Source organism: Bacillus sp. J41TS8, assembly GCF_018333035.1.
Lineage (GTDB): Bacteria > Bacillota > Bacilli > Bacillales > Bacillaceae > Bacillus > Bacillus paralicheniformis.
The window spans coordinates 66,020-78,380 of sequence record NZ_BORF01000010.1 but is presented as its reverse complement, the minus strand read 5'-3'; the positions used below and the strand labels follow the sequence as shown (position 1 = coordinate 78,380).

Sequence of the window (12,361 nt, the reverse complement as noted above, 5' to 3'; positions counted from 1 at the left end):
TGTCTACCTCTCTTTCATTTTCGTCTCCTTATGTATACGAAATATACCATTAATCGTTTCATGAAAATTAAGATAATTGGATTTAAATGGTGAACTTAAATGGCGATTTTAACCTTATGCTAAAATATCTCATTCCTTTTGGTACGCCTTCCATCTCAAAAATGCCTTTGCGGATCAGCTCTAAAATGCGGTACTCGATGAATTCATCTCCGATGTTCTCCTTCAGATGGCCAATGACTTCGCCGATCAGGCGGGGACAGTTGATAAAGGTATTGGTTGAACGGTTTTTTTGAAGCTGTGCGAGCTTGCCGATGATGAACGAATCATAAAAGTCTTCTTTCACGCTTTTAATTCTGCCGTCTTCCCATACTCGCAACACGCTTGTCTGCTGAGACAGCGCTGTCCATTCCTCCGCAAGGCCCCGTCTTTCAGCGGCTGTCAAAGCCGACTGATCCCCTTGTTCATAAATGAATCTCAGTTTTTCATCATTCAATTCACCAGAACTTCGGGTATAGGGAAAGTACTTCGACGTATTCAGATGGAAAACAGCCAGGTTCATTTGCCGAAGGATATGATGTACAAATCTCAGGCCCGTTTGTTCGTGTGCATGATCGCCCGTCCACATAAAGACGGAGGCTTGCTCCTGAATACGGCTTAATGCAGAAACCGCATCTTCAAAACGGCTGTATATCTCTCCAAGCTCGTGAAATCGGTCATTGAGATATGTTTTCAACCATTCATAACGATTGACCCTGCCTTCTTTAATTTCCAGGTTTTGAAGCGGCCCGATGGAAAATAATTCAGGAAGGACGATCAGACTCTTTTCCTGGGTTCCTCCCGACTGTTTGAGCATCATGTTAATACTGCCGCCGGCAGATTCGCCGAAGGCAATGTGAACGACATTGTTTTGCATTATAATCTCCTTGTTAGTTAAGTTGTAATAGCATTAAAGCTATTAAACTCATCTTTTTAACTATTATATACAAAAACAGGATATAAAAGGTGACGCAATAAAAAACCCCCATTCCGCCATTCGAAAAAGGCAGAACGGGAGCTGAAAAATGCACTTGCTATTCCAGCTGTGACGGGTAAAGCGTCATACCGCCGTCAACGAACAAAGTCGCGCCCGTTACATAGGCGGCTTCTTTCGACACAAGCCATGCCGCTGCGGAAGCCACTTGTTCAGGCTCGCCAAATTCGTTCATCGGTATCTTTTTCAGCTGTGCCGACTTGTGGCTTCCCTCCAAGTCTTCATTGCTTTCGGTTGCGATCGTTCCCGGCGCGATCGAATTGACGCGGATTCCTTTGTCCGCATAGTCAAGGGCAAGCGTTTCTGTCAAAAGCTTCATTCCGCCTTTTGAAGCGGAGTAATGAACATTTTTCGGCCTCGGAATTTGCTGATGAACGCTTGATATATTGAGTATGCTCCCTTTCATGTGGCGGTCCGCCATATATCTTAAGGCTTCCCGTGCGCCGAGAAACGTACCGGTTAAATTAACGTCGATCACTTTCTGCCATTCACCAAGTTCAAGTTCGTGCGGGAGGGCTTCTGCGCCGTTAAATCCTGAATTATTGACCATGACATCAAGTGAGCCGAAATGTTCAACTGCTGATTTAATCAGCTTTTTTATATCCTCTTCAGAAGACACGTCAGCTTCTACCGCAAGGGCGTTTCCGCCCGCTGCTTGAATATTGTCGACGGCTTCCCGTGCGCCTCCGGGATCGCTGTGATAATTGACAACCACATTCATCTTTTCTTTTCCAAACCGTTCTGCAACCGCCTTGCCTATACCTTTTGAAGAACCGGTCACAATTGCTGTTTTTCCTTTTAAATCACTGTACAACTTAAACCCCCCTCAATTTCTTTTCTTCATGTACATTACCCGGTATCAATATGATCAAACAAAATGTGAATACATGCCTCTAGTATGATCTTTTTTAAACATATGGAAAATTCAGAATTATTTTGTTAATATCTAACTTGAACTTACAACAAAATAAGGAAGTGATACGATTTGGTTAGTAAAAAGAGTGTTAAACGAGGTTTGATCACAGGTCTCATTGGTATTTCTATTTATTCTTTAGGTATCCACCCGGCCCAAGCCGCACCATCGCCTCATTCTCCTGTTTCAAGCGATCCTTCATACAAAGCGGAAACATCGGTTACCTATGATCCAAACATGAAAAGCGATCAATACGGCTCGTATTCAAAGGCATTTACAGGCACCGGCAAAGTGAATGAAACAAAGGAAAAAACGGCAAAAGAGTCCTCCGCCAAAGCTCCTTACAGCATTAAATCGGTGATTGGTTCTGATGATCGGACAAGGGTGACCAACACAAGCGCATATCCGTACAGAGCGATCGTTCATATTTCAAGCAGCATCGGTTCGTGCACCGGATGGATGATCGGTCCGAAAACCGTCGCAACAGCCGGACATTGCATCTATGACACATCAAGCGGTTCATTTGCCGGGACAGCTACTGTTTCGCCGGGACGGAACGGGACAAGCTACCCTTACGGCTCTGTTAAATCGACGCGCTACTTTATTCCGTCAGGATGGAGAAGCGGTAACACCAATTACGATTACGGTGCAATCGAACTAAGCGAACCAATCGGCAATACTGTCGGATACTTCGGATACTCGTACACCACTTCATCACTTGTCGGGACAACTGTTACTATCAGCGGTTATCCAGGCGATAAAACAACAGGCACACAATGGCAGCATTCAGGACCGATTGCCATCTCCGAAACGTATAAATTGCAGTATGCAATGGACACGTACGGAGGCCAGAGCGGTTCACCGGTATTCGAACAAAGCAGTTCAAGAACGAACTGCAGCGGTCCATGCTCGCTTGCCGTCCACACAAATGGAGTATACGGCGGCTCTTCGTACAACAGAGGCACCCGGATTACAAAAGAAGTGTTTGACAATTTGAGCAACTGGAAAAACAGCGCCCAATAACACACGAAGACAGCCCGCTTCCTTTTGGAACGGGCTGTTATATCTAACGGCTGGTACACTTACTTCACATTAAGCCTGTACTTTTTTCCATCTATTGATATCGTGAAATTTGAAGGGCCGCTGATCGGCAAATAATAAACAAGCTGAAACTCCGCCGCCTCACCAGGTTTAATCGTTTTCCAGCTTGATAGAGTCACTCCGATGCGGTGGAAATCTCCCGTCAGTCCGCCAATGTTCGGTCCCGTATGCCCTTTAGCAATCACTTCAACTTGATCGCCGCTCCAGCTTCCAAACCGAGGGGAAGTGGATGTCGGCACATCAAATTCGATAACAGAACCTCCCGTAATCGTGACATCGCTGTTATTGATCAGCTTCATTACCGGGTGGATCGGGTAATTTTGATCTCCTAATGGAAAGTTCGTCAGCTCTATGTCTACATCCAATGATTCATCAGGAAAAGGCGATGTGCTGAGCCGGTTATCGTATGGTGTTGTATCCGAGAATTTGTGATACAGCGTGCTCGTTAAAGTATTGCCAATATCGTATTCTCCTTTATTGCCGTTTCGTTCGGGATACCAGTCATAATCACCGCTCAAATCCCAAAACATGACACCCCCGATTCCTTTATCAACGACATAATCCGCCTTCGTTTTGATCGATTCCTCATCCTCTGTCGATAGAAACACTTTCTTTTCTGGATTCCAAAGCCAAGGCGCTGCCAGCCCCGCGTCATAATGCCTTTGATAAGCGCCTGTCAAATCAGCCTTGCTCAATCCATACCTTTCCAGATAAGAACCGGCAATGCCCTTTTCAAGGTTTTTGGCGTGCCACATCGGGTTTGCCCCTGCTCCAATTTCATTCCCCTGCTCATCTTTATCGTGCCAAATATTATCGATTCCGGTTGCTCCGTCACCGCATTGCCTGAGTCCCTGAGGACAATCTGCGCTTTTGGATGTTCCCCACAGCCCGTTTACTCCGCCGTTCACATTCTTCCAGCCTCTCGTATAATAAGGAACACCGATATTGATTCGCCCCGATTCCATAGCTCCTCTAAAATAATGGTAAGCCCAGTCCGTATTTAAATATCCGATCCCTTCATATTCCGGCGTAGTATATATGTTGGAATGCTTGAGTTCGGCATCTTCGCCGTTATCGAATAAAGAAGCGTTCGGTCCGACAAACTCATTCCAGGCTCCATGAAGATCATAGGACATAATATTGACATAATCGACATATCGAAGCGGCTTAAACGTTTCCATCCCTCTCAGTAAATATGCCGATGATGGCGCTGCAATGGTCAGCATGTAGTACTTTCCATCTTCAGCGGACGCTTGATCAAGCTTTTCTCTTAATATTTTCATCAATGCCTCAAAGCTTTTATTTAACCCGTTGCGCCGCGGATTGGCGATGTTCCAATCTGCAGGATTTCCTGCATCCTGCATTGATGTAGGGTACTCATAATCAATATCGATTCCATCGATCTCGTATTTTCTGAGAAACGCAACGACCGACTCCGCAAAGGTGTGAATACCCTTGTGGTTTACAGATCCGTCTCCATTCGTTGTCATCGAATAAAAGCCGCCGCTTGGAATCCGCTTCCCGTCCCTGTCAACATAACCGCCGGTTTCGGCCCAACCGCCGACAGCCGCCAAAACTTTTACATTCGGGTATTTCTCTTTATATTGATGGATAAGGTTAAAATGCCCCTTATACGGCAAGGTTTGATCCATTTTTACATCGGAATGCTCCGGCCAGGTCATCCCGATGGACGGGTTGTTCTCATCTGTCTCATCTCCGACTGAAATCCGATGATCTTCCCCGATGTGGGCAAACGCATAATTAATGTGGCTCAAGTACTTCCAGGGGATATCATTTACTAAATAACGATCTTGATTGCCTTTTCCAGTACGCCAGCTTGTAAAGTACCCGATGATTCTCCGGTCTAACTGATTGGCAAGCTTTTCACGGCCGTCCCGGTCGTATACATCGCAGTACGGCACATGTTCAACGCCTGAGTCCCAAAGCCCTTCCGGACGGCAGTCCGGTTGTTCATTTGAAGTCTCTGCAGAAATGTGCCGGTTCGGGATAAAAAGCGCAAGGAGCAGCACACAGGATAAAATAGATGAAGCGGCTATCTTCATGTTTATTCAGACTCCTTTGTCCATAAAGAGAGACGTGAGAAGCTTTTTCCCAAATCTCTCTTTATCGTTTTCTATCCATTTGACTTTCTGTTATTCGCAGCCTCCGACCAGCCGCCATACGCCCCATTCACCGGATTGATCCGGCCGGTCGCCTTTCGTCCACCATTTCGCTTCATACACTTTTCCGTTAAATGCAACCCGCTCTCCGCCCGTGTATGCGTTCGTCTCTTTCCATTCGTCATATGAACATGCCTGGTCAGAATTCGTCGTGACCTTTACTGTTGGTCCGGTATGGAGCTCTCCATCGGCATCCTTTGCTGAAACTGTAAATGAGTAGGCCGTACCCGGCTTCAAGTTGCCGATTTCCGCTGATGTTTCTTTTACAGATATCGACCGGCTTTCAAATGACACGACATATTCCGTAATGTTTGCTCCGCTGCTCGGCGCATCCCACGCCAGGCTGACACTTGTAGCAGTTTTTCCGGTTACACGCACATTCACAGGTGCCGATGAAGGCGGCTCCGGATTGCCTCCGTCCGGTGCAAAATCTAAATCGGCTGCCAATTTATTGAGAAGCGTCCGATTGGAATCGCCGCTGAAATCCCAGAACATCGCTCCGCTTAATCCGTTTGCTTTAATAAAATCCGTTTTGTGGCCGAATGATTGTTCATCATCATAAGTGATGAAATTGCCATTTTCCGCGTTATACAAAAACGGCACTTTCGCTTGATCGTTCCAATACCTTTTATAGCCGTTTTGATTTACATAATTCTTTTCAAGATCTGAAAAGTCGAATACTCCATTTTCCCATGTCCCTTCTTTCGCCGGTCCGCACTTCTGATATTCTCCGTGGCCGCCGGACTCACAACCGCTCCAGCCCCTTCCGTAGAACGGTGTTCCAAGCACTAATTTGTCCCCCTTAACACCGGCTTCCTTATAGCGCTTCACAGTGTTTTCAATGTTGTAGGTCTCAGCATTTGGAACGCCTGCTTCTTTTGCTTTTGGATCATAGAACAGCGGCGCATTATGGGCGCTTATGCTTTGCCATCCGCCATTAAAGTCATAGGTCATGATGTTAATCCAATCCACGGTTTGAGCAATTTTATCAAGCTCAGTGTTGCTCACATACTCCGGACTTGCGCCGGATGCGATCGTCAGCAAGTATTCCTTGCCGTCCTTTGCTTCTGCAGCATTAAGTTTTTTACGCACCTCTTGCAGGAGCAGCGTGTAATTTCTTTTATCTTCCGGCCGTGTACTATTCCCCGGCAATCCTCCGCTGACCGGGTATTCCCAGTCAAGATCGACCCCGTCAAACCCGTATTTCCTTAAAAATTCAACGGCCGAAGCGGCGAAATTCCCCCTTGCCACAGGATCTGCCGCGACATCTGAAAAGCGGTTAGACCAAGTCCATCCGCCGACCGATATGAACGTTTTCAAATGAGGGTGGCTCTTTTTCAGCTTCAGCAATTGTTTAAAGTTGCCGCGGATCGGTTCATCCCAGACATCCCCGGGATTTGACTTTTGTGCGTCAATCCAGGGATCGCCCATTACGATTGTTCCATTTGGCGCGTCGATCACTCCGTTTTCATCCTGACATGACCATGTTTGGGGATTGGGGCCTGTCGGATCGGGGTTCCCGTGCCTTCCTTCCCAGCAAATATCAGCAAAAGCATAATTAATGTGGCTGACTTTTGAAACGTCCATATCCCAAACTTGAAAATTCCTTCCGTAAGCACCCCATGATGGATAGTAGCCGATGATTTTATAGTTTTTTCCGGAATCGGCCTTTGCAACTTCCCCATTTACAAATGACAAGCTCAGCAACATGACAAAAATGAAAGAAAAAACGAAAAACTTTTTGCTTTTGTTGACCAACACGATGTTCATCTCCTTTTCATCCAATTTTTTTGACAAACTATGAAACTAGAAATCTCCTATTCCTCACCGCCTTTTTTGTTTGTTTTATATTTTTCCTTGTCATCTAATAGCTGCAGCTGCACAGAAGCCAACAAGGGAAAACGCTTACATAAATGAGATTGACATCATGATTTCATTAAAATTTCGGGTGTGTTCGTTTGGAAAAGCTGGTTGTGCTGAGGGTGAAACACGTATAGATGTCTATACATTTGCGTATAAAAGAAGACTTTTTAATGGCGAAGGGTTGCTGAATTTGTTATGACAAATCTATATTAATCAGAATTTTCTGAACTGTCAACTTGAAGACATTGACTACACAACCGCCGCTTTCTACTCCATTTAAGGAATAGAAGCGGCGCCTCTAGCCTCTTCATAGACTAGCGTAAGACGTAAGACGAATATCCGGACATTGTTGCAAAGCCGATTTAAGAGAAGGTTCCGTCAGCAGTGAAAGTTCATATACCCGAGGATAATGGAAAGACGATTTTTCAAGCAGACATTTATCGACGTAAGCCGGATGGCACATCACTTCAATCACTGCTGCGTCTTGATAATCACGAAGGATGCTCGAAAGATCCTTCAATCGATCGACTTTCAGCTCAAAAGCATCGTTCGACCTTACACCCTTCCACAGTGAAGGATGATCATGATTGACCTTTCTGCATGGCAGGTCATACTCTTTCGCAAGCTTTACAAACACCTCAGGGAGATTTCCGTATGTATGAATATGATGATGGCTGTCGATATGTGTCGGATTTAAACCGAAAGACAAAGCTTTCTCTATTTGCGCTTTCCACTCTCGGTATACTTCATCAAGGTCAATGTCGAAGAAACCCTGGTAGTACAAAAGCTTGCGAAAATTCCCTTCTTCATCCGTTATCGTATGCAGTCCGCCGAGAATCGGGCGCCCGGCCGTCAATGTCAAGTGGACGCCGACTCCGAGTTCACGATTTTGCCGTGCGAGTTCGACGGCATGCTCCGCTTCTTGCATATTGACCATGAGCGTAGTCGATGTGAGCACCCCGTGCTGGAAAGCTTCAATGATTCCAAGGTTGACTCCCCTTGAAAATCCAAAATCATCCGCATTTATGATTAGAGATTTCACCTTTCATTCCCCCTTTGTTCATAATCACGTTCAATGAAGAACTCAACACGGTCACCGCGAAAATAGGCCATAGAATACTCGACGACTTCTTCCGACGCCAAAAATGTTTGCGTCGATATCTGGAAGCAAGGTGTGCCTTGTGTAATATTTAAATGTTGTGCAATCTCCTCATCAGAAATCACAATTTTGATTTGTTCCTCTGTTCTTTTTATGTTGTTTCCTTGCCTGCTGATGCACTGGTAAAGTGAAATATTCGCCATTTCTTCCGTTACTTCGGGGACGAGATCCGTTCTGATATAGGCTGTTTCAAACTGGATTTCTTCATCGTCCGCATAGCGGATTCTTTTGATTTGATAGACCATTTGTTCAGCGTCGATTCCGAGGAGGGTTTGGATTTTTTCAGACGGCTTTATTTTTTGCAAATCAACAACTTTGATTTTCGGTTTAAAGCCTTGAGCCTTCAATTGCTCTGCATAACGGAGGCTGCTGGAGCTCAAGATCTGCTTTACTTTTCCTTTGGCGACAAATGTCCCTTTTCCCTGCTTTCGGTAAATGGCCCCTTCCATAAGCAAATGATTCAGCGCGGTCCGCAGCGTCGTCCGGCTGACATCATACAGTTTGCAAAACTCGGACTCCGTCGGCAGCAGGCTGCCAGGCGGATAATAACCGCTTTCAATCTTATCTACAATATCTTGTTTAATTTGACTGTGGAGCTGTGGTTGTTTCGCCATACATGTTCTCCTTTGGGGTGTGTTCGTAATTATAGAATAACACAAAAGGTTCCTAAAAAAAACAATTTGTCATAACAAATATGTATGGACAAATTTGTTATGACATGTTAAGTTTCAATTGTGTGAAGCGCTTTCATATAAAGAGAATGAAGGAGGGGGATTATGGCGCTGAAAGTAGTTGTTATAGGCGGAGGGTCCAGCTACACACCGGAAATTATTGAAGGCATCATCAAACGGCAACATCAATTTCCGGTGAATGAGATTGCACTTGTTGATATCGAGGAGGGCAAAGAAAAACTTCGCATCGTCTCAGAACTCGCGAAGCGAATGATCAGGCATGCGGGGGTTCCCATCGAACTGAGCCATACAATAGATCGGGCAGAAGCGTTGCAAGGTGCCGATTTCGTCACGGTTCAAATCAGAGTCGGCGGACTGAAGGCGAGAGCTTTAGACGAAAAAATTCCGCTCAGCCACGGCCTAATCGGGCAGGAAACAAACGGAGCCGGCGGTATGTTTAAAGCTTTCCGCACAATTCCTGTCATGCTGGATATCGCTCGCGATATCCAAAAGATTTGTCCCGAAGCATGGCTGATCAACTTTACCAATCCGGCCGGCATCGTGACGGAAGCTTTGCTGAAGCACGGACCTCATCAAAAGGTCGTCGGGGTATGCAATATTCCTTACAACATGAAAAATAGCATTGCAGAAATATTCGGCGTGGATGTGAACCGCGTCATGATTGAATTCGCAGGCCTCAACCATTTTGTTTTCGGAAAAAGGGTATGGATCGACGGCATCGACCGGACGGAAGAGACGATTGAGCATCTGTTGAATGATCACCTCGGCTACTCGCCCTCCAATATTGCGGCGTTGCCGTGGAATCGCCAATTTCTGCGGTCTTTACGTATGCTTCCGAGCCCGTACCATCAGTACTATTATCAACATGAAGATGCGCTCGCAAAAGATATCGAAGCGTACAATAACAACGGAACACGAGCGGAAACCGTCATGGAAGTGGAGCGGCAGCTGTTTGAGAAATACAAAGACGCCGAGATCCATGAGAAGCCTAAAGAACTGGAAGGCCGCGGCGGGGCTTACTATAGTGAATCAGCCTGCTCATTAATGAACTCGCTTTATCATCATTCAATGGATATTCAGACCGTGAACACACTGAATAAAGGAAGCATACCAGACCTTCCCGATGATGCGGTGATCGAAGTCAACAGTGTCATTACAAAAAGCGGACCGATTCCTCTGACCGTCGGAAAACTGCCTGCTGCCATTTGCGGGCCGATCTGCCTGATGAAAAAATTTGAACAATTAGTGATTGAAGCTGCGGTCACCGGCGACTACAATACGGCATATTCAGCCATGATCACCAATCCGTTGGTCTCCTCTGATCACAAAGCTCAAAAGGTACTGGATGAAATGCTCGAGGCGCATAAACGTTACCTCCCGCAATTTTTTGAGGAGGTCTGTGAACATGAAACAAAATAAAATGATGGCATTCATCGAAGCAAACATCATGCCGATCGCCGGAAAGATCGGTTCCCAAAGACACCTGATTGCAATACGCGACGGATTCATCGCCATTATGCCTCTTATTATCATCGGTTCCCTCGCCATCCTGGTTAATAATTTTCCAATACCGGCGTTTCAAAACTTTATGACCGGCCTGTTCGGAGAGGGATGGACTGCTGTCGGCGGGGCGATATGGAATGGCTCTTTTGCTCTGTTGAGCCTTTTAGCCGTTGCGGCTGTCAGCTTTAAGCTGGCCGAGTCCTATCACACAGATGGCCTGTCTGCCGCATTAATCGGGATTGGCGCATTCGCCGTGCTTACGCCGACCACTGAAGACTTTGGCTTTTCAATGACTTGGCTGGGAGCACAAGGCCTGTTCGTCGGCTTAATCGTGGCTTTGCTGTCGACGGAAGTCTTCCGGCTGTTTTCACAAAATGAGAAATGGAAAATCAAAATGCCTGAAGGAGTGCCTGACGGCGTCACAAAATCCTTGAATGCTCTATTGCCGGCTGCCGTCATCTTATCCACTGCCGGGCTATGTAATGCTCTGATTGTTCATTATTCGGGACAAAGCATCCATGAGCTTGTTTTCAGCACGATTCAAGAGCCGCTTCAAGGTCTTTCCAACACGGTTGGGTCAGCCTTGATTTTCACTTTCTTGAATCATTTGCTCTGGTTCTTTGGATTGCATGGAACAAATATCCTCGGGCCGATCATGGAATCCGTCTACCTCCCGCTTATTCAGGAAAATCAACACTTATTCTCGCAAGGAATGAGCGCTTTTGAAGTGCCGTATATTGTGACAAAGCCTTTCTTCGATTCTTACGTATTTATGGGGGGATCGGGAACGACATTGGCTCTGCTTGCCGGCATTTTAATTGCCGTGAAATCGAAGCACTACAAAACGATCGGGAAGGTGTCTCTCGCACCCGGCCTTTTTAACATCAATGAGCCCGTTCTGTTCGGACTTCCTATTGTATTAAACCCGATCATGTTCATTCCGTTTATCTTGATTCCATTAATTTTAACGATTACGTCATATGTCGCTTTGGCTTCCGGTCTCGTCCCGAAAACTGTCGCGATCCTTCCGTGGACAACGCCGCCGATTGTCAGCGGGTATCTCGTCACCGGAGGATCAGTCCGGGGAGTCTTATTGCAAATCTTCAACCTGGTGCTGGCCACCCTGCTCTACCTCCCGTTTATAAAAGCAGCAGAACGTTCCGCCTTGCACCAGACAGAAAACGAATAAGTAAGGAGTGAATGTTATGGCAGATACACTACAATTGGAACAGGTCTCATTTGAAATCATTCTTCACGCCGGAAATGCGCGTTCTTCTGCAATGGAAGCATTGCAGCTTGTGAAACAACACGAATGGGAAACCGGATATCAAAAAATACAAGAAGCAGAATCGGAGCTGAGCCAAGCTCATCAGGCACAAACCCGCCTTCTGCAAAAAGAAGCACAAGGCGAAGGCCTTTCACCCAATCTATTATTAATCCATGCGCAGGACCATTTAATGACAGCCATGACTGTAAAAGATTTGGCGAAAGAATTGATTCATTTATATCAAGAGCTTCAGAAAGGAAGAGAAAAATGAAGATCGCACTTGTATGTTCAGCTGGAATGTCTACGAGTATACTGGTCAAAAAAATGAGGGAAGAAGCGAAAAACCGTTCATTGAAGGCCGAAATTAATGCATATGCGGAGGCAGATTTGCCAAGTCATCTGGATGAAATTGATGTGATACTGATTGGTCCGCAGGTCCGGTATTTAAAAGGGCAAATGACAGAGCGTGCCGAGCCTTATCATACGCCCGTGGCCGTCATTGATCAAATGGCTTATGGAATGATGGACGGTGCAAAAGTGCTGAATCAGGCAATCAGCCTTGCAACCTGATGCCTCCTGCAAAGAACCGCGTTTTCTTTGAAAACGGGTTCTTTTTTTTGAAGTTTAAAAGAATGATTTTTTGAAAGCGTTTG

At 45.9% G+C, this 12,361-nt stretch carries 11 protein-coding genes; 5 read left to right on the top strand and 6 right to left on the bottom strand.

The annotated features are described in order from the left end of the window. Nucleotides 1–82: 82 nt before the first annotated feature. Both KI350_RS14380 and KI350_RS14375 read right to left on the bottom strand, forming a co-directional pair. Nucleotides 83–913 carry a DUF1835 domain-containing protein gene (locus KI350_RS14380; protein ID WP_023857792.1) on the bottom strand — a complete coding sequence of 277 codons (831 nt, stop codon included), beginning with the start codon at nt 911–913 and terminating at the stop codon, nt 83–85. A 157-nt stretch (nt 914–1,070) separates the two neighbouring features. Further along, the gene (locus KI350_RS14375; RefSeq protein WP_020450052.1) at nt 1,071–1,844 is read right to left on the bottom strand and encodes a glucose 1-dehydrogenase; all 774 of its coding nucleotides are present in this window, start codon (nt 1,842–1,844) and stop codon (nt 1,071–1,073) included. Between the two features lie 171 nt (nt 1,845–2,015). On the opposite strand from KI350_RS14375, the gene KI350_RS14370 reads away from it, so the two are divergent. Then, nucleotides 2,016–2,966, top strand: coding sequence for a trypsin-like serine peptidase (locus tag KI350_RS14370; protein WP_023857791.1), 951 nt, complete (start codon nt 2,016–2,018; stop codon nt 2,964–2,966). Nucleotides 2,967–3,025: 59 nt separating this feature from the next. Here KI350_RS14370 and KI350_RS14365 read toward each other — a convergent pair whose 3' ends face one another. The 4 genes from KI350_RS14365 to KI350_RS14350 form a co-directional block, all read right to left on the bottom strand. Then, on the bottom strand, nt 3,026–5,107 hold the full coding sequence (locus KI350_RS14365) for a glycosyl hydrolase family 18 protein (protein WP_035337317.1): 2,082 nt from the start codon (nt 5,105–5,107) through the stop codon (nt 3,026–3,028). Between the two features lie 90 nt (nt 5,108–5,197). Beyond that, a complete protein-coding gene (locus KI350_RS14360; protein WP_374706257.1) occupies nt 5,198–6,994 on the bottom strand; it encodes a glycosyl hydrolase family 18 protein in 1,797 nt (598 codons plus the stop codon). A gap of 400 nt (nt 6,995–7,394) precedes the next feature. Continuing rightward, a complete protein-coding gene (chbG, locus tag KI350_RS14355) occupies nt 7,395–8,129 on the bottom strand; it encodes a chitin disaccharide deacetylase (protein WP_026580485.1) in 735 nt (244 codons plus the stop codon). Further along, nucleotides 8,126–8,860, bottom strand: coding sequence for a GntR family transcriptional regulator (locus KI350_RS14350; protein ID WP_020450047.1), 735 nt, complete (start codon nt 8,858–8,860; stop codon nt 8,126–8,128). Before KI350_RS14350 ends, chbG begins: the two co-directional genes overlap by 4 nt. Before the next feature lie 162 nt (nt 8,861–9,022). On the opposite strand from KI350_RS14350, the gene KI350_RS14345 reads away from it, so the two are divergent. The 4 genes from KI350_RS14345 to KI350_RS14330 are packed head-to-tail and all read left to right on the top strand — an operon-like array spanning nt 9,023 to nt 12,278. Continuing rightward, on the top strand, nt 9,023–10,357 hold the full coding sequence (locus KI350_RS14345) for a 6-phospho-beta-glucosidase (RefSeq protein ID WP_026580483.1): 1,335 nt from the start codon (nt 9,023–9,025) through the stop codon (nt 10,355–10,357). Beyond that, nucleotides 10,344–11,630 (top strand): PTS cellobiose transporter subunit IIC, encoded by a 1,287-nt coding sequence (gene celB / locus KI350_RS14340; RefSeq protein ID WP_020450045.1) that lies wholly within the window; start codon nt 10,344–10,346, stop codon nt 11,628–11,630. The genes KI350_RS14345 and celB overlap by 14 nt, the downstream gene beginning before the upstream one ends. A gap of 16 nt (nt 11,631–11,646) precedes the next feature. Next, complete coding sequence (locus KI350_RS14335; RefSeq protein ID WP_020450044.1) at nt 11,647–11,979, top strand: PTS lactose/cellobiose transporter subunit IIA; 333 nt, start codon at nt 11,647–11,649, stop codon at nt 11,977–11,979. Further along, the gene (locus KI350_RS14330; RefSeq protein WP_023857786.1) at nt 11,976–12,278 is read left to right on the top strand and encodes a PTS sugar transporter subunit IIB; all 303 of its coding nucleotides are present in this window, start codon (nt 11,976–11,978) and stop codon (nt 12,276–12,278) included. Before KI350_RS14335 ends, KI350_RS14330 begins: the two co-directional genes overlap by 4 nt. Nucleotides 12,279–12,361: the final 83 nt, after the last annotated feature.

Excerpts from the sequence above, each read along its gene's own strand:
- KI350_RS14380 (WP_023857792.1), bottom strand. The coding sequence starts at position 913 with ATGCAAAACAATGTCGTTCACATTGCCTTCGGCGAATCTGCCGGCGGC.
- KI350_RS14365 (WP_035337317.1), bottom strand. The coding sequence starts at position 5,107 with ATGAAGATAGCCGCTTCATCTATTTTATCCTGTGTGCTGCTCCTTGCG.
- KI350_RS14360 (WP_374706257.1), bottom strand. The coding sequence starts at position 6,994 with ATGAACATCGTGTTGGTCAACAAAAGCAAAAAGTTTTTCGTTTTTTCT.
- KI350_RS14350 (WP_020450047.1), bottom strand. The coding sequence starts at position 8,860 with ATGGCGAAACAACCACAGCTCCACAGTCAAATTAAACAAGATATTGTA.
- KI350_RS14345 (WP_026580483.1), top strand. The coding sequence starts at position 9,023 with ATGGCGCTGAAAGTAGTTGTTATAGGCGGAGGGTCCAGCTACACACCG.
- celB (WP_020450045.1), top strand. The coding sequence starts at position 10,344 with ATGAAACAAAATAAAATGATGGCATTCATCGAAGCAAACATCATGCCG.
- KI350_RS14335 (WP_020450044.1), top strand. The coding sequence starts at position 11,647 with ATGGCAGATACACTACAATTGGAACAGGTCTCATTTGAAATCATTCTT.
- KI350_RS14330 (WP_023857786.1), top strand. The coding sequence starts at position 11,976 with ATGAAGATCGCACTTGTATGTTCAGCTGGAATGTCTACGAGTATACTG.